The sequence below is a fragment of the Halodurantibacterium flavum genome, from assembly GCF_042681825.1.
GTDB classification, from domain to species: domain Bacteria; phylum Pseudomonadota; class Alphaproteobacteria; order Rhodobacterales; family Rhodobacteraceae; genus Halodurantibacterium; species Halodurantibacterium flavum.
This window is the reverse complement of record NZ_JBHUGH010000010.1, coordinates 1-14,988: the sequence shown is the minus strand read 5'-3', so window position 1 is coordinate 14,988 and position 14,988 is coordinate 1. Positions and strand designations below refer to the sequence as shown.

General features: G+C 65.4%; 15 protein-coding genes and 2 pseudogenes. 12 read left to right on the top strand and 5 right to left on the bottom strand.

Annotated elements, in window-relative coordinates; genetic code table 11:
- Positions 1 to 17: 17 nt before the first annotated feature.
- Positions 18 to 674, bottom strand: a complete 657-nt coding sequence (gene msrA / locus ACFSGJ_RS12910) for a peptide-methionine (S)-S-oxide reductase MsrA (protein WP_390262434.1) — start codon at positions 672 to 674, stop codon at positions 18 to 20.
- 139 nt (positions 675 to 813) lie between these two features.
- On the opposite strand from msrA, the gene ACFSGJ_RS12905 reads away from it, so the two are divergent.
- Positions 814 to 1,989 carry an acetyl-CoA C-acyltransferase family protein gene (locus ACFSGJ_RS12905; protein WP_390262431.1) on the top strand — a complete coding sequence of 392 codons (1,176 nt, stop codon included), beginning with the start codon at positions 814 to 816 and terminating at the stop codon, positions 1,987 to 1,989.
- Here the strand turns inward: ACFSGJ_RS12905 and yaaA are convergent.
- The 3 genes from yaaA to ACFSGJ_RS12890 are packed head-to-tail and all read right to left on the bottom strand — an operon-like array spanning position 1,986 to position 5,105.
- Positions 1,986 to 2,753 (bottom strand): peroxide stress protein YaaA, encoded by a 768-nt coding sequence (gene yaaA / locus ACFSGJ_RS12900; protein ID WP_390262428.1) that lies wholly within the window; start codon positions 2,751 to 2,753, stop codon positions 1,986 to 1,988. The two genes, ACFSGJ_RS12905 and yaaA, sit on opposite strands and share 4 nt — an antisense overlap.
- A 3-nt stretch (positions 2,754 to 2,756) precedes the next feature.
- Complete coding sequence (recQ, locus tag ACFSGJ_RS12895) at positions 2,757 to 4,814, bottom strand: DNA helicase RecQ (protein ID WP_390262425.1); 2,058 nt, start codon at positions 4,812 to 4,814, stop codon at positions 2,757 to 2,759.
- Positions 4,815 to 4,817: 3 nt separating this feature from the next.
- Entirely contained in the window at positions 4,818 to 5,105 is a 288-nt protein-coding gene (locus ACFSGJ_RS12890; RefSeq protein WP_390262423.1) for a YggT family protein, read from the bottom strand.
- A 147-nt stretch (positions 5,106 to 5,252) separates the two neighbouring features.
- Here ACFSGJ_RS12890 and ACFSGJ_RS12885 point away from each other — a divergent pair, with 147 nt between their 5' ends.
- The 10 genes from ACFSGJ_RS12885 (at position 5,253) to ACFSGJ_RS12840 (ending at position 13,539) form a co-directional block, all read left to right on the top strand.
- On the top strand, positions 5,253 to 5,789 hold the full coding sequence (locus tag ACFSGJ_RS12885) for an acyl-CoA thioesterase (protein ID WP_390262420.1): 537 nt from the start codon (positions 5,253 to 5,255) through the stop codon (positions 5,787 to 5,789).
- A gap of 67 nt (positions 5,790 to 5,856) precedes the next feature.
- Positions 5,857 to 7,215, top strand: a complete 1,359-nt coding sequence (locus tag ACFSGJ_RS12880) for an MFS transporter (RefSeq protein ID WP_390262418.1) — start codon at positions 5,857 to 5,859, stop codon at positions 7,213 to 7,215.
- Positions 7,191 to 8,117, top strand: a complete 927-nt coding sequence (gene mepA, locus ACFSGJ_RS12875) for a penicillin-insensitive murein endopeptidase (RefSeq protein WP_390262415.1) — start codon at positions 7,191 to 7,193, stop codon at positions 8,115 to 8,117. The genes ACFSGJ_RS12880 and mepA overlap by 25 nt, the downstream gene beginning before the upstream one ends.
- On the top strand, positions 8,090 to 8,965 hold the full coding sequence (locus ACFSGJ_RS12870) for an esterase-like activity of phytase family protein (protein WP_390262412.1): 876 nt from the start codon (positions 8,090 to 8,092) through the stop codon (positions 8,963 to 8,965). Before mepA ends, ACFSGJ_RS12870 begins: the two co-directional genes overlap by 28 nt.
- Before the next feature lie 107 nt (positions 8,966 to 9,072).
- A complete protein-coding gene (locus ACFSGJ_RS12865) occupies positions 9,073 to 9,696 on the top strand; it encodes a queuosine precursor transporter (protein WP_390262409.1) in 624 nt (207 codons plus the stop codon).
- 260 nt (positions 9,697 to 9,956) lie between these two features.
- Positions 9,957 to 10,382: an alternative ribosome rescue aminoacyl-tRNA hydrolase ArfB gene (gene arfB / locus ACFSGJ_RS12860; RefSeq protein ID WP_390262406.1), complete on the top strand. Its 426-nt coding sequence runs from the start codon at positions 9,957 to 9,959 to the stop codon at positions 10,380 to 10,382.
- Between the two features lie 83 nt (positions 10,383 to 10,465).
- On the top strand, positions 10,466 to 10,924 hold the full coding sequence (locus ACFSGJ_RS12855) for an NUDIX hydrolase (protein ID WP_390262403.1): 459 nt from the start codon (positions 10,466 to 10,468) through the stop codon (positions 10,922 to 10,924).
- A gap of 102 nt (positions 10,925 to 11,026) precedes the next feature.
- The gene (locus ACFSGJ_RS12850) at positions 11,027 to 12,499 is read left to right on the top strand and encodes an inorganic phosphate transporter (protein WP_390262400.1); all 1,473 of its coding nucleotides are present in this window, start codon (positions 11,027 to 11,029) and stop codon (positions 12,497 to 12,499) included.
- Between the two features lie 434 nt (positions 12,500 to 12,933).
- Positions 12,934 to 13,143, top strand: a complete 210-nt coding sequence (locus ACFSGJ_RS12845) for a DUF7220 family protein (protein ID WP_390262398.1) — start codon at positions 12,934 to 12,936, stop codon at positions 13,141 to 13,143.
- A gap of 189 nt (positions 13,144 to 13,332) precedes the next feature.
- Positions 13,333 to 13,539: a cold-shock protein gene (locus ACFSGJ_RS12840; protein WP_390262395.1), complete on the top strand. Its 207-nt coding sequence runs from the start codon at positions 13,333 to 13,335 to the stop codon at positions 13,537 to 13,539.
- A 70-nt stretch (positions 13,540 to 13,609) separates the two neighbouring features.
- On the opposite strand, the pseudogene ACFSGJ_RS12835 reads toward ACFSGJ_RS12840, so the two are convergent.
- Positions 13,610 to 14,163 (bottom strand): annotated as a pseudogene (locus tag ACFSGJ_RS12835) (DUF3489 domain-containing protein).
- A gap of 28 nt (positions 14,164 to 14,191) precedes the next feature.
- Between ACFSGJ_RS12835 and ACFSGJ_RS12830 the strand changes: the two are divergent.
- Positions 14,192 to 14,296: pseudogene (locus ACFSGJ_RS12830) on the top strand (major capsid protein); the annotation flags it as partial.
- Between the last annotated feature and the right edge of the window lie 692 nt (positions 14,297 to 14,988).

Here is a 14,988-nt window from a genome sequence, read left to right as displayed (position 1 = left end):
CCCCGCCCGCCCCCGGGTCAAGAAGCCACGCCCGTGCCGATCGGGCAGGTCACGCCGGTGCCGCCGATGCCGCAATACCCTGCCGGATTCTTGGCGAGGTATTGCTGGTGATAATCCTCGGCGAAAAAGAAGGTAGGGGCGTCCAGGATTTCGGTCGTCACGGGCCCGAAGCCCGCATCGCGCAGGCGGTTCGAATAGGTCTGACGGCTGGCCTCTGCCGCGTCGCGTTGCGCGTCATCATAGACATAGATGCCCGAACGATACTGCGTGCCCAGATCATTGCCCTGCCGCATTCCTTGGGTCGGATCATGGTTTTCCCAGAACACCCGCAAAAGATCCTCATAGCTGATCCGGGCGGGGTCATAGATCACCCGCACGACCTCATTGTGACCGGTCTGGCCGGTGCAGACCTCTTCATAGGTCGGATTGGGCGTGAAGCCGCCGGCATAGCCGACGACCGTCAGCCAGACGCCCGGCAACTGCCAGAAGACACGCTCCACCCCCCAGAAACAGCCCATGCCGAACATCGCCTCGGCATAGCCTGCGGGCACCTCTGCCTTGATCGGCAGGTCCGAGAGGAAGTGCCGCTCGGCCGTCGGGATCTGCGTCGGACGCCCGGGAAGGGCGGCGTCGGGCGCGACCATCTCCATCTTCTTGCGGTTCAGCGTGAACATGCGATGCTCCTTTTCTGTCGCCTCGGGATATAGGTAGTCCCGTCCCCGACCGCCAGCCCGCCCGCAACGCGACGTCAGGCTTTCCTTCCGGCGCGGAAGCGGGATGATCGCACGGGTCTGGGGGACAACGGAGGACAGCATGGATGACATCGTGATCCTGAGCGGGGCGCGAACCGCCATCGGCAGCTTTGGCGGCGCGCTGTCGGACATGGCGCCGCCGGAACTGGGTGCGGTCGCGGCACGGGCGGCGCTGGACCGGGCGGGTCTCGACCCAAGGCAGGTCGGGCATGTGATCTTTGGCCATGTCATCAATACCGCCCCCCGCGACATGTATCTGTCGCGCCTTGCGGCATTGGCCGCCGACGTGCCCGAGTCGGTTCCGGCCATGAACGTGAACCGGCTTTGCGGGTCCGGCGTGCAGGCGGTGGTATCCGCGGTGCAGGCGCTGGCGCTCGGCGATGCCGATTTCGCACTGGCCGGCGGCGCCGAAACCATGAGCCGCGCGCCCTATCTCGTGCCGGCGGCGCGCTGGGGGCAAAAGATGGGCGATATACGCGCCACCGACATGATGCTTGGCGCGCTCACCTGTCCCTTGGGCAGCGGGCATATGGGGATCACGGCGGAAAACATCGCCCGTGAACAGGGGATCAGCCGGACCGAACAGGATGCCTTTGCAGCCGAAAGCCAGCGTCGCGCGGCCCTGGCCATCACTGAAGGCCGCTTTGCCAGCCAGATCGTCCCGGTCGAGATCGAGACGCGCAAGGGGACGCAGGTCTTCGACCGGGACGAGCATCCGAAACCGACCACGCCCGAGGCGCTGGCGGCCCTGCCGCCGGCCTTCCAGAAGGACGGAACGGTGACGGCGGGCAATGCCTCAGGCATCAATGACGGGGCCGCGGCCATCGTTCTGGCACGCAGCGACGCCGCATCGCGGGCGGGGCTGCACCCCGTGGCGCGGGTCATCGGCTATGCCCATGCGGGCGTCGCACCACGGGTGATGGGCCTTGGGCCCATCCCGGCGGTCGAGGCGCTTTGCGCCCGCACATGGCTGGAACTGTCCGATTTCGACGTAATCGAATCCAATGAGGCCTTTGCCGTTCAGGCGCTGGCGGTGAACAAGGGGCTGGGCCTCGACCCCGCGCGTGTGAACCCGAACGGGGGCGCCATCGCGTTGGGGCATCCCGTGGGGGCGACGGGCGCGATCCTCGTGGTCAAGGCGATCCATGAACTCCATCGCACCGGGGGGCGTCGCGCGCTCATCACCATGTGCATCGGCGGCGGCCAAGGCATCGCACTGGCGCTGGAGCGGGTCTAACCCTCGCGCAGAAAGACGGGGCGGTCGGGTGTGGACAGGTCCGGTGCGTGGTGATACCCGCCGCTGTCGAACTCGGCCAGCGCCGCCGGATCGGTCAGGCGGTTCTCGACGATGAACCGGGCCATCGCGCCCCGCGCCTTCTTGGCATAGAAACTGACGATTTTCGGAACCCCCGCCCGCAGTTCCATGAAAGCCGGCGTGATAACAGGACGGTCCAGCGCGCCGGGTAGGACCGCCGAGAAATATTCGACCGAGGCGCAGTTCACGATCACGCCTGCGCCTGCCTCTGCGGCCGCGGCGCTCAGCGCCTTTGCCAGCCGGTCGCCCCAGAAATCGTAAAGCGTCGCACCGCGCCGGTTGCGCAGCCTGCTGCCCATTTCCAGCCGGTAGGGCTGGATGCGGTCCAGCGGGCGCAAAAGGCCGTAAAGCCCGGACAGGATGCGCAGATGGTCCTGTGCCCAGCGCAAGGCATCGGCACCCAGTGTCCGGGCCTCCAGCCCGGCATAGGTGTCGCCGGCAAAGGCGAAGGCGGCCGGCCGGGTATCATCGGGCAAGGGCGCCGCCTGAAACGACGCAAAGCGGTCGCGGTTCAGCCGTGCCAGATCCTCGCTGATGTGCATCAGCTTGCGCAGCCCGCCCAGATCGAGGCCGCGCGCCACCCCGGCGAGTTCCTGCGCCTCGGCCGGAAAGGCCGGATCGGTCGCCTCGACCGCCGGGGGTTCCGACCAGTCGAGCCTTTTGGCCGGTGAGATCACCACAAGCATCGTCTAATCCTGTTCTTCCTTCACGGCGGCAAGAAACGCGGGGCCGAACCGTTCGGCCCGGCGTTCGCCCAGAATCCTTCCCATTGCCGCCGCGTCGCGCGGGCGCAGTTCCGCGACGCGCGCAAGCAGGGACGACGGGCAGGAAAGGGGTTTCGCGGAACCGTCCTCTCCGCGTGCAAGATCGGACTGGATCGCCTGCAGCCGGTCATAGAGGCTCGCCGCGGGCCGCCCAGCCAGCCGCCGCCGGCTCGGATGCGGCGCGGGCACGTCGGCGCCGGTGATGACCTCCAGAAAGGCGGCGCCATAGCTTTCGAGCTTCTTCATGCCAACGCCGCTGATCCGGGCCATGTCATCAAGCGTCCGGGGCCGCCGCTCGGCCATCTCGATCAGCGTCCGGTCGGTAAAGATGACATAGGCGGGCACGCGGGCGGCCTCGGCCAGCGCCCGGCGCTTGGCCTTGAGCGCCGAGAGGAGCGGCGCGTCCTCATCGGCCACCAGCGCCTTGACCACGGGGCGAGCGGCCGATTTTTCGACTGTATCCTCGCGTAGCATGATCTCTGCCTCGCCGCGCAGGATCGGGAGCGCCGCGTCGGTCATCCGCAGGGCGCCGTGGCGCCCCGGATCGGGGCGCAGCAGATCGCGGCCCATCATCTGGCGAAAGACCGCCTGCCAGGCCGGGCGCGGCAGGTCCCGACCCACCGCAAAGGTCGGAAGGGTGTCATGGCCCCTCTCCTTGACCTTCGGCGTGGCGTTTCCGGTCAGGATGTCGATCAGATGACCTGTGCCGAACCATTCCCCGGTTCGCAGAACGGCGGACAGGGCCTTGCGCACGGGCTGCGTCGCGTTGAACAGTCGCGCGGGAAAGCGGCACATGTCGCAATTCCCGCAGGGTTCGGCCGCTTCACCGAAATAGCCAAGCAGGACCTGCCGCCGGCATCCTGTCGCCTCGGCCAGCCCCAGAAGCGCGTTGAGCCGCGCGTGATCGGCTGCGCGCCGTTCCTCGGGCGCGGGGCTTTCGTCGATCTGGGTGCGGCGCAGCCGGATATCCTCGGGACCATAGAGCGTCATCGTCTCGGCCGGGGCGCCATCGCGACCGGCGCGGCCGATTTCCTGGTAATAGCCCTCGATCGACTTGGGCAGATCGGCATGGGCGACCCAGCGGATATCCGGCTTGTCGATCCCCATGCCGAAGGCGATGGTCGCCACGACGATCAGCCCGTCCTCTTGCTGAAAACGGCGCTCGACCGTGCGACGCTCGATCGGGTCCATCCCGCCGTGATAGGCGCAGGCGAGGTGACCCGCCTCTTCCAGCGCGGCAGCGAGGGTCTCGGTCTTGGCGCGCGTTGCGCAGTAGACGATGCCGGACTGCCCCTTGCGCGCCGCCGCAAAGGACAGGATCTGGCGGCGCGGACTTTCCTTGATCGCGAAGGCGAGGTGGATGTTCGGCCGGTCGAACCCCCGCAGGAATATCTGCGGCTGGTCCCCGCCGAACAGGCGCGCGACGATCTCGGCGCGGGTTTCTTCATCCGCCGTGGCGGTAAAGGCCGCAAGCGGCACGCCAAGGCTGCGGCGCAGTTCACCGATGCGCAGGTAGTCCGGGCGGAAATCATGCCCCCACTGGCTGACGCAATGCGCCTCATCGACCGCGATGAGGGTACAGTTCATCCGGCGCAAAAGGCCCAGCGTCCCGCTGGCCGCGAGCCTCTCCGGCGCCATGTAGAGAAGCTTGAGCCGTCCCTCATCAAGCGCCGCAAAGACGGCCTCGTTCTCGTCCTCGGTATTGGCCGAGGTAAGCGCCCCCGCCTCGATCCCGACCTCATTGAGGGCGCGGACCTGATCGCGCATCAGCGCGATGAGCGGCGAGATCACAAGCGTCACGCCTTCCCGGCAAAGCGCGGGCAGCTGATAGCAGAGCGACTTGCCCCCGCCGGTCGGCATGATCGCAAGCGTGTTCTGGCCGGCGCGCACAGCCTCGACGATCTCTGCCTGACCGGGACGGAAGCAGGGGAATCCGAAGACAGAGGCAAGCAGCCCCTCGGGTGTGACGACGGCGCTGTCCAAGGTTCAGTAATAGACCGGCACGTTATTCGCGAGGATGATGCGGATCGCCATGATCCCCAGCAGCACCACCAGCGGCGCAAGATCAAGCCCGCCCATCGGCGGCAGAATGTTGCGGATGCGGCTGTAAAGCGGTTCGAGCAGACGGCTGAGCCCGTCCCAGATCTGCCCCACGACCGGCTGGCGCGGGTTGAGCACGTTGAAATTGATGAGCCAGCTCAGAATGACATGGGCGATGACGATGAACCAAAGCACATCGAGAAGCACGTTGAGGATCTGCAGAAGCGAATACATGGGCTGCCCTTGGCCGGAAACATCTGCGTCCAGAGGTATCGCCGCAGCGCCGCGAGGGCAACCGTTTCCGCCACGTCTGTCTTGACCTTGGCGTCGCATCGGGCGACCCACATCCCCAACATCCCGGAAAACCGCCCGGAGGAGCCGATGTACCCGTTCATCCGCCTGTTCAAGGAAGCCCGCGCCGCGCGGCACCTGCCGGCCCTGCCTCTGCTTGGGACGCATGTGTCGCATCACATCTGCTGGCCGTGGGATCTCGATCCCTGGGTCGAGTTGAACAACGGGCGCACCCTGACGCTTTATGACCTTGGGCGGGTCCCGTTCGGACGGCGCATCGGGTTGGAAGCCGCGCTGCGGGCGCAGAGATGGGGAATAACCGTCGCGGGCAATTCGCTTCGTTACCGGCGGCGGGTCCGGGCCTTTGACCGGCTGGAAATGCGGACGCGCTGCCTGGGATGGGATGCGCGCTTTTTCTATATCGAGCAAAGCATGTGGAAGCACGGGGAATGCACCAGCCACATGCTGCTGCGCAGCGCCGTCACACGCCGCGAGGGGATCGTGCCGCCTGCGGAGGTTCTGGCCACCCTTGGCCACCCGACCGAAGGCCCGCCCCTGCCCGGCTGGGTGCAGGCCTGGATCGAGGCCGACGCGCAGCGTCCCTGGCCGCCCGAACGGACCGGCTGATCGGCGGTTGCGCCACGCGCGCCTTTGGCGTTCTATCGCCGCGGACACATCAGGGACGGGCGGCGGGATGGGCAGGACGAACCAAAGGCGCATCTGGGGCTGGTATTTTTTCGACTGGGCCAACCAGCCCTACAACACCCTCCTTCTGACCTTCATCTTCGGCCCCTATTTCGCCAGCGCGGTGGCGAGCGATCCGGTCCGCGGCCAGGAGATCTGGGGCTGGATGCTGTCGGCGACCGGGCTCTGCATCGCGCTTCTGGCACCGCTGCTGGGCGCGATCGCGGATAGTGGCGGCAAGCGGCGGCCGTGGATCGTCCTGTGGTCGGCACTTTACCTCGGCGGCTCCTTTGCGCTCTGGTGGGCCGTGCCGGGGATGGATAACACGCTGCCGATCCTGCTTGCCTTTGCAGTGGGCATGATCGGACTGGAATTTGGCATCATATTCACGAATGCAATGCTGCCCGACCTCGCCCCCCGTTCCGAGATCGGGCGCGTTTCGGGGTCCGGCTGGGCCTTTGGCTATGTGGGCGGCGTCCTGTCGCTGGCGGTCATGCTGCTGCTTCTGGCCGAGAACGATGCTGGCGTGACGCTGATCGGCCAGCCGCCCGCCCTGGGACTCGACCCCGGGATGCGGGAAGGGACGCGGGCGGTCGGCCCGTTCACGGCGCTCTGGTATCTGGTGTTCGTGATCCCCTTTTTCCTGTGGGTGCCCGAGACGGGCAAGGGGCGCCTGCCACCCGATGCGCTGCGGCGCGGGATCACCGATCTGGCCCGCACCTTGCGCAGCTTGCCACGCCGCACCAGTCTTTCGGCCTGGCTCGGTTCCTCGATGCTTTATCGGGATGCGTTGAACGGAATCTACGCCTTTGGCGGGATCTATGCGGCCGGTGTCCTGGGCTGGAGCATCGTGCAGATCGGCGTCTTCGGCATCATGGCGGCGATCACCGGTGCCATCTTTTGCTGGATCGGCGGACGCGCGGACCGCCGCCTTGGCCCGCGCCCGGTCATCGTCACGTCCATCCTTGCGCTGATCGGTGTCTGTCTGGTCGTTGTCCTGACGGACCGCAGCCGGGTTCTGGGCCTTCCTGTGGCAGAAGGATCGTCCCTTCCCGACATCGTGTTCTATATCTGCGGCGGGCTGATCGGCGGGGCGGGCGGCGCGCTTCAGGCGGCCTCGCGCACGATGATGGTGCATCAGGCCGACCCGGCCCGCATGACCGAGGCCTTCGGTCTTTATGCGCTGTCGGGCAAGGCGACGGCGTTCCTTGCCCCCGCGCTGGTCGCGGCGACAACGGCGATCACAAATGATCAGGGGATGGGGGTCTTGCCGCTGATGGGGCTTTTTATCCTGGGGCTTGTGTTGCTAGTCTGGGTAAAACCGGAGGGAGAGGGGACAAAGCCATGGCACGCGCCGGAACCGCGCTGACCACATTCGTGCAGGGGGCCGCCGCGCTTGGACTTTGCCTTGCGATCGCCCTGCCGCAATCCGCTGCGGCCGAGCCCCTGGCCAACCAGCTTTTCGGCGCCCATCGCGGCCCGTCCCCGCATCAGCCCGCCGCGATCGGCAGCTATGCCCGCGGCTGCGCGGCGGGGCTTGTCCAGATGCCCGAAACGGGGCCCTATTGGCAGGCCATGCGGCTGAGCCGCAACCGCAACTGGGGCCATCCCGAGATGATCCAGTTCCTTGCGGACCTGAGCTATACCGCAAGCCTGCTGGGCTGGAACGGGCTTTATCTGGGCGATATCAGCCAGCCGCGCGGCGGCCCCATGACATCGGGTCATAACAGTCACCAGATCGGGCTCGATGCCGATATCTGGATGCTGCCGCCCGCCAGGCTCGATCTCAGCGTCGCCGAGCGGGAGCGGATCAGCTCCATCTCGGTCCGGACCGACGATCAGCGCAGCATCAACCGGAACTGGACACCCATCCATCACGAAATCATGCGCCGCGCGGCAGGCGATCCAAGGGTGGACCGCATCTTTGTCGCCGCTGCCGTCAAGATCGAGATGTGCCGCACCGCGACCGCTGCCGACACTCCTTGGCTGCAAAAGATACGCCCCATCGCCGGCCATAACACGCATTTTCATGTGCGGCTGCGCTGCCCCGCGGGATCGACCACATGCGTTCCACAGACGCCGACGGTTGCCGAACTTTCACAGAATGGAAATGGATGCGACGAAACGCTGCAATGGTGGGTCACGGATTTCCTGAACCCGCCGAGGGTCGAGCGCCCCACGACACCGCCGCCGCCACGCGAGCGCGGTCCACGGGAATTCGTCATGGCCGATCTGCCCGCGCAATGTTCCGAGGTTGTCTCGGCGCGCTAGCCGTTCTGCTTTGCGCAGGCGGCGCCATTGCACAGACTGCGGAACATGCGGCGACTGTAATCTGGCCCGCCGAGGCGCATGGCTTCGGCGGCTTTTCAGCGATCGAGGTCAGCGGAAACGGCCGGGATTTCATCGCCGTCTCGGATCGTGGGGCCATCCTTACGGGAAGCTTTGATCGTGACGCGGTGGGGAATATCACGGCCATCGCCAGTACGCCGCCGATGATGCTGCGGGGCACGGACGGCACGCCACTTCCTGAACACGCAAGGGATGCCGAGGGCATTGCGGTTGACGGCGCCGGCCGCATCCTGATTTCGTTTGAAGGCGTCCACCGCATTTTCCGCTACGATGATCCCCGCGGGCCGGCCACGGCCCTGCCCGTGCCAGATGAATTTGCCCGCTTCCCCGCGAACGGCTCGCTTGAGGCGCTTGCCATCGATGCGGACGGTATGATCCTCACGCTGCCGGAACAAAGCGATGACCCCCGCGGCTTTCCGGTTTTTGTCTTTGCAGATGACGTCTGGCGGCAGCCGTTCCATGTTCCGCGGTTGGGCCGCTTTCTTCCCGTGGGCGCGGATTTCGGGCCGGATGGCCATCTTTACCTGCTTGAACGCGACTTCAGCCTGCTTGGCGGCTTTGCCTCACGCGTCCGGCGGTTCGAGATCGGGCAGGGCCGGTTGGAGGGCGGCGAGATCCTCCTGCAAAGCCGGCGCGGCCAGCATGACAACCTCGAAGGGATCTCGGTCTGGGCCGATCCCGCCGGAGGCCTGCGCCTGACCCTTATCGCCGACGACAACTTTTTCCGCCTGCAGCGGACCGAGATCGTGGAATACCGGCTTGCGCCCTGAAGCGTCGGGCCATCGCGGGGCTTGAACGGGGCATGCCGCAGGTGTAAGGGGGCGCCTTGCCCATAAGGGCCAAGTTCTCCGCTACCTTGTCAAAACGGACCGCATCCATGTCCCGCACCCATATTCCCGGCATTCTTGCCATGGCCGCGACGGTCGTCGCCTCCAACATCCTTGTCCAGTTCCTGTTCGGAGACTGGCTGACCTGGGGGGCGTTCACCTACCCGATCGCCTTTCTGATCACCGACGTCATGAACCGCGTCTATGGCCCCGCAGTTGCCCGCCGCGTCGTCTTTGCGGGCTTTGTGGTGGGCATCGTCTGCTCGCTGATCGGGACCCAGATTCACGGTGAGTTCGGCCCGCTTGTCACATTGCGGATCGCCATCGGCTCGGGCACCGCGTTTCTTGTCGCGCAGCTTCTGGACGTCGCGATCTTTGACCGGCTGCGCGACGGGCGCTGGTGGCGCGCGCCGCTGGCCTCGACGCTTGTCGGAAGCTCTGTCGATACTGCCCTTTTCTTCAGCATCGCGTTTTCTTCTGCCCTTGTTTTCATCGAGCCTTCGAATGACGTTTCCTGGGCTGCGGAAACGCTTCCGCTCATCGGAATGGGGCCCGAGGTGCCGCTTTGGGTGTCGCTGGCCTTTGCGGATTGGCTTGTAAAGCTGACGCTGGCACTTTTGGCGCTGATCCCCTTCCGGGTGATCGTGGGGCAGTTAACTCAAAAACCTGCGTAAATAACCCTTGCCAAACACAATATCTGTGCCACCATTTCCTTATTGCAACTCATCAGAAAGGAGGTGGTCCAGTGTCTAGAGTGATATTGGAGAGAGGTGTCAGAACAGTCAGGAGGATGGTCGCCTGAGGGCAGCCCCTGTGGGAGACCCAACCCTGATTGGGCCACGTCTCTAACTGGCCCATCTCCTTGAACTCGGGGGTCGCCCAACGGGCGACCCTTTTACTTGAATTCGCCGCCCGTTCCTTCATCACTTGCACCATGCTGCGCGTCACCGACCAGATCGTCATCCAACCCTGGGAAATGACCGAGACCTTCAGCAGGTCGTCGGGTCCTGGCGGTCAGAACGTCAACAAGGTCGAGACGGCGGTGGAACTGCGGTTCGAGGCCGCGCGATCCCCCAACCTTCCGCCGCCGGTCAAGGCACGGCTGCGACGGCTGGCAGGGCGGCGCTGGACGCAGGATGGCGCGATCATCATCCGGGCCGAAGAAACCCGCAGTCAAGCGCGCAACCGTGAAATCGCGCGCCAGCGGCTGGTCGAGTTGATCACGGCTGCCCTGGTCGCGCCAAAGCGTCGGGTCGCAACGCGCCCCACCCTTGCCAGCCAGAGGCGCAGGGTCGAGACAAAACAGCGGCGCGGCTCGGTCAAGGCCATGCGCGGACAGGTAGACCCCGCGGAAGATTGAGATACCGGCTGGAACATGCCGATCACCCACACGTTACGAAACCATTGCAGGACGACAATAACAACAACAAGACAGGCATTCCGATGATCCAGACCCGACTTGCCAAGGCCTTGCGCGATGTGGTCGCCCCCATGATGACCCGGCCCAACTACATCCAGACTGCGGCGCTCTGCCTGCGGGAAAAGGCAGGGCGCAAAGAGGTGCTCCTGATCCGCTCGCTGGGCACGGGGCGCTGGATCCTGCCGAAAGGCTGGCCGATGGATGGACGTACGCTCGCCGAGGCCGCGTTGCAGGAAGCCTGGGAAGAGGCCGGGGTCCGCGGCTCGGTCCTGCCGGAACCGGTGGGTCAGTACACCTATCTCAAGATCGCGCAGGGCGGCGTGCCCCTGCCGACCGAGGTGCATGTGTTTCCGGTCAAGGTGGATAGCCTCTCCGGCGATTTCCCCGAAGGCGCGCGGCGCAAGCGCAAATGGGTTCCGGTAAAGCGCGCGGCTGAACTGGTCGATGAGCCCGGCCTGAAGGCGCTTTTGTCGGCGCTGTGAGACCGCCGCGAGACGATATGTTGGGTCGATTGGGGTTGCCCACCGTCTGGAACCGGGCTACCTCGCGCCGCGTAACAGTTTCATGACAGATAAACCTGCCCCGTGACCGAACAGCCCGTCAACCAGTGGAAGACACTGGACAAGGACCTGAACCGCATCAACCTGCTGGAACAGACCGCAGGTTATGTGTCGCGTCCGCTGGTCGCGCCGGGAATTGCGCTGTGCTTCGTGCTGCTTGTCATCGTGGCGGCCTCGCTTCTTGTGGGCCAGAGCCCGGCGGCCCTTGTCGTGGTCGCGGCCGCCGCGCTCGGGGCCTACATGGCGCTCAACATCGGCGCGAACGATGTGGCGAACAACATGGGTCCGGCGGTGGGTGCAAATGCCCTTACCCTGGGGGGGGCGCTGCTCATTGCCGCCGTGTTCGAGACATTGGGCGCCCTTCTGGCCGGGGGCGATGTCGTAGGCACGATCTCGGGGGGGATCGTCGCGCCGGAAAGCCTTGCCGACCAGCAGGTCTTTGTCTGGGCGATGATGTCGGCACTGGTCGCCGCGGCGCTCTGGATCAACCTCGCGACCGTGCTGGGGGCCCCCGTTTCCACGACACATTCGGTGGTCGGCGGGGTGATGGGCGCGGGCATCACTGCGGCGGGACTCGCCGCCGTCAACTGGGGCATGATGGGCCGGATCTCGGCCAGTTGGGTCATTTCGCCGTTGATGGGGGGCGTGATTGCAGCACTCTTTCTAGCCTTCATCAAAGCCTACATCATCTACCGCGACGACAAGATCGCCGCCGCCCGCCGCTGGGTGCCCGTTCTGATCGGGATCATGGCGGGCGCCTTTGCGACCTATCTGTCCATCAAGGGCCTCAACCATCTCTTCCAGATCACGCTCGCGCGGGCGGCGTTGATCGGGGGGGCTATCGGACTTCTCACCACCCTGGCGATGTTCCCGGTGATCCGCCGCCAATCCGAAGGGATGGAGAACCGCAAGAAGTCTCTCAAGAAGCTCTTTGCGATCCCGCTCGTGATTTCCGCAGCGCTGCTGTCCTTTGCCCATGGCGCGAATGACGTTGCGAATGCGGTGGGACCGCTGGCCGCGATTGTCCATGCTGTCGGCTCGGGCGATGTCGGGGGGCAGGTGGCGATCCCCTTCTGGGTGATGGCGATCGGGGCTGCGGGGCTTTCGTTCGGACTGGTTCTTTTTGGCCCCCGCCTGATCCGGATCGTGGGCAGCCAGATCACCAAGCTCAACCCGATGCGCGCCTATTGCGTCTCGCTCGCCGCTGCGATCACGGTGATCCTGGCGAGCTGGCTGGGGCTTCCCGTCAGTTCCACCCATATCACGGTCGGCGCGGTGTTCGGTGTCGGCTTTTACCGCGAATGGCACGCCGAGCGTCGGGCAAGGCTGCTCGGCATCGCCAAGGGCAAACCCGTAGCCCCCGAAGAACGACGCCGCCGCAAGCTGGTGCGGCGGTCCCACTTCATGACTGTCGTCGCGGCCTGGATGATTACAGTTCCGGCGGCGGCGGTCATCGCCGGCCTCGTTTTCCTGGCGATTTCCCGGGTCGCCGGGTGATCACCAGTTAGCTTGCCCTGCCGCGTAAAGACGCAGACGGTTCCGGGAGGCGCTGCGGCGAACACCCGCCATGAGCGCATTTTCCAAGCTGAATGCGAGGATCGGTATCGATCCAACCGCTGATCTATGCGCGTTTTCGGACGCCCGGTGCATCATCCAGACGCCTCCGGCTTGACATGCTGGTCATGCCCTCGCTCGGCATGGTTCGCCGAACGATAGAGGAACAGCTCTTTCGCAAACCGCTGCGCCGTTATGTTAACGCCTACGTCGCTGCCTTCCGCCCCTGGTCCGGTGCGCTGCTCTGCAGTGGAACTCGGCCCGGTCTATTGCGACGTCGCCGTGCGGCGGTGGGAGATGGCGACGGGGCGCGCGGCCCACCGGATCACCACACAGGCGGAGGGCAGGAAGTCCGCGCGCCGGTCGAGGAAGGGGGCATGACGCAGTCGCGCCGCATGTCGCTGATCGGGGCCGTCACTATTGTCGCTGTGGGTTACGCGCTGGCCGTCGTCATGCAGATCGTGGTGTTCCCGTGGTTCGACCTGCACTCCAGCCTCGGCGAGAATCTGGCACGGGGCGGGATCTTCACCGCGATCTCCCTGATCCGCGGCTACGCCCTGCGCAGGCTGTTCGAACACTGGCGCTGAACTGCCGCGCCGACTCGGACGTGTTTATTCCGGCCCGCACCTTGTAATCACGCTGGCGGATGGGCACTTGAGTAAGGCAAGGCATCTTCTTTCGACCTTCTGTCTCCTCACGGCTTCAGTTGCGACTCTGACGACACTGAGCCAGGCCACCGCGATCATGTGGGTGGCATATAATGAGGAGACACCACGATGGCCAATGGCACCGTGAAATGGTTCAACGCCACCAAGGGTTTCGGTTTCATTCAACCCGCGCATGGGTCGAAGGACGTGTTCGTCCATGTGACCGCGCTGGAGCGCGCCGGAATCCGCCAGCTGGATGACGGCCAAGCCGTGACGTTCGACATGGAAACCGACCGCAACGGTCGTGAATCTGCGACGAATCTCGTCCTCGCCTGAACCTGACTCAGGCAGACGTGACGATTGGAGCGGGGGTGACGAAAGTCGCCCCCGCTCTTTCTTGTGCGTGTCACTGCGGCGGAAGGCGGTAGCACATCCTCCAGCCCTCGACCTTCTCTGAAATGACCGGCAGGCCGAGCTTCTTCTTGAGCGCCCCTGGATCATGTCCCTCGCGGTGTGAGCTTGCCACCCCGTCGCCTCGACGATCTCGGCGATGGATGCTCCCTCGGGGCGCTGCAGCAGCGCGATGATCTGCGCCTGCTTTGTGCCGGCGCGGATGGTCCCGGGCTTTGGCGCGTCGGTCGTAGGCGCGGGTTCCGCATCCGGTTGTGGCTTCGGCTTCCGCGCGCCGGCGACGGCGCTGGCCGCCACCGGCTCTATTCCGATGGCCTCCAGCCCGGCCTCTGTGGCGATCAGCGTGGTGCCATGGCCATCGCCGGTCTCGCGCCAGAGCGGCTCGCCGCGGCGGAGGTCGGCATCGACCTCTTCCAGCCAGCCGCGTGCGATCATCGCGGTGACGGCCTTTTGCGCAGCGGCGCCGTGCAGGCCTTCGGGCAGCGGCATCGCCAGATTGCCGGGGTGCGTGGTCGCGCGGCTAAGGATGGTGTCGGTGAGCTTGGGCATGGGGCGTCTCCGTGATCAGGGCCGCGATCTGCCGCTCTATGCCCGCCAGATGATGGACGCCGAGGGCCGCTGGATCGACCTGATGACCGAGGCCTCGATCCTGCCGGTGAACAAGCGCCCACGCCTGGCCATCCTTGATGACAGCGCGCATGTCCGCAGCGCTATCGGGCGCTATGTCGGAACCTATGCCTGGCCGGACCGGCCCTTCGAGATCCGCTGGAAAGGGCTGTCCCTGCCCTACCGGATCTTCGAGCTGGCGCGGCAGCGCGTCAACAACGCGGCGATTACCGAGAACAAGCGTCCTGGGGATGTGCTGACCTTCATGAAGGCACAGCAGTAGGCCGATGCTCCTGCAGGTTGGGCCGGTCGGCAAGCATCGAACGTGCTACACTTCGACCGGCAAGCGTGGCGGGGGCGAAAGGCTGGGTCCAGCGTCGTGCCGAACGGCGCGCGGCGGAGACATAAACAATGGCACCATCACCAGATTGGCCGCTTCAGCCCTTTCCGCCGGCCGTCTCGCCGGTTCCGAGACCAGCGTCGCATCGCAGACCAACCGCTCGCGCTTACGGCCCTTAACGGAGAGAGCGGGCCGAGGCCGGCTCAGTGGTGCCCCGCGACAGTTCTACTTTGTGCGCCAGGCGTCAGATTAACGCTGTATCTTCTCCCATGCGGAATGCGCAAATGTGCGATTATCGGGGTTGGGAGATTATTTTCGCCTGGGCCCTAGACGACTGGTCTATTCGACACTATATCCCGGTCCATGAAAGATGATCGACATAACACTGGCGTCAGGGAACACATCCTTGCAACCGCGCAGGCCATCAT

Coding starts and splice junctions, on each gene's coding strand:
- ACFSGJ_RS12845 (WP_390262398.1), top strand. CDS start 12,934: ATGACGCAGTCGCGCCGCATGTCGCTGATCGGGGCCGTCACTATTGTC.
- arfB (WP_390262406.1), top strand. CDS start 9,957: ATGCTGCGCGTCACCGACCAGATCGTCATCCAACCCTGGGAAATGACC.
- mepA (WP_390262415.1), top strand. CDS start 7,191: ATGGCACGCGCCGGAACCGCGCTGACCACATTCGTGCAGGGGGCCGCC.
- ACFSGJ_RS12885 (WP_390262420.1), top strand. CDS start 5,253: ATGTACCCGTTCATCCGCCTGTTCAAGGAAGCCCGCGCCGCGCGGCAC.
- ACFSGJ_RS12840 (WP_390262395.1), top strand. CDS start 13,333: ATGGCCAATGGCACCGTGAAATGGTTCAACGCCACCAAGGGTTTCGGT.
- ACFSGJ_RS12880 (WP_390262418.1), top strand. CDS start 5,857: ATGGGCAGGACGAACCAAAGGCGCATCTGGGGCTGGTATTTTTTCGAC.
- ACFSGJ_RS12865 (WP_390262409.1), top strand. CDS start 9,073: ATGTCCCGCACCCATATTCCCGGCATTCTTGCCATGGCCGCGACGGTC.
- ACFSGJ_RS12890 (WP_390262423.1), bottom strand. CDS start 5,105: ATGTATTCGCTTCTGCAGATCCTCAACGTGCTTCTCGATGTGCTTTGG.
- ACFSGJ_RS12870 (WP_390262412.1), top strand. CDS start 8,090: ATGTTCCGAGGTTGTCTCGGCGCGCTAGCCGTTCTGCTTTGCGCAGGC.
- yaaA (WP_390262428.1), bottom strand. CDS start 2,753: ATGCTTGTGGTGATCTCACCGGCCAAAAGGCTCGACTGGTCGGAACCC.
- msrA (WP_390262434.1), bottom strand. CDS start 674: ATGTTCACGCTGAACCGCAAGAAGATGGAGATGGTCGCGCCCGACGCC.
- ACFSGJ_RS12855 (WP_390262403.1), top strand. CDS start 10,466: ATGATCCAGACCCGACTTGCCAAGGCCTTGCGCGATGTGGTCGCCCCC.
- ACFSGJ_RS12905 (WP_390262431.1), top strand. CDS start 814: ATGGATGACATCGTGATCCTGAGCGGGGCGCGAACCGCCATCGGCAGC.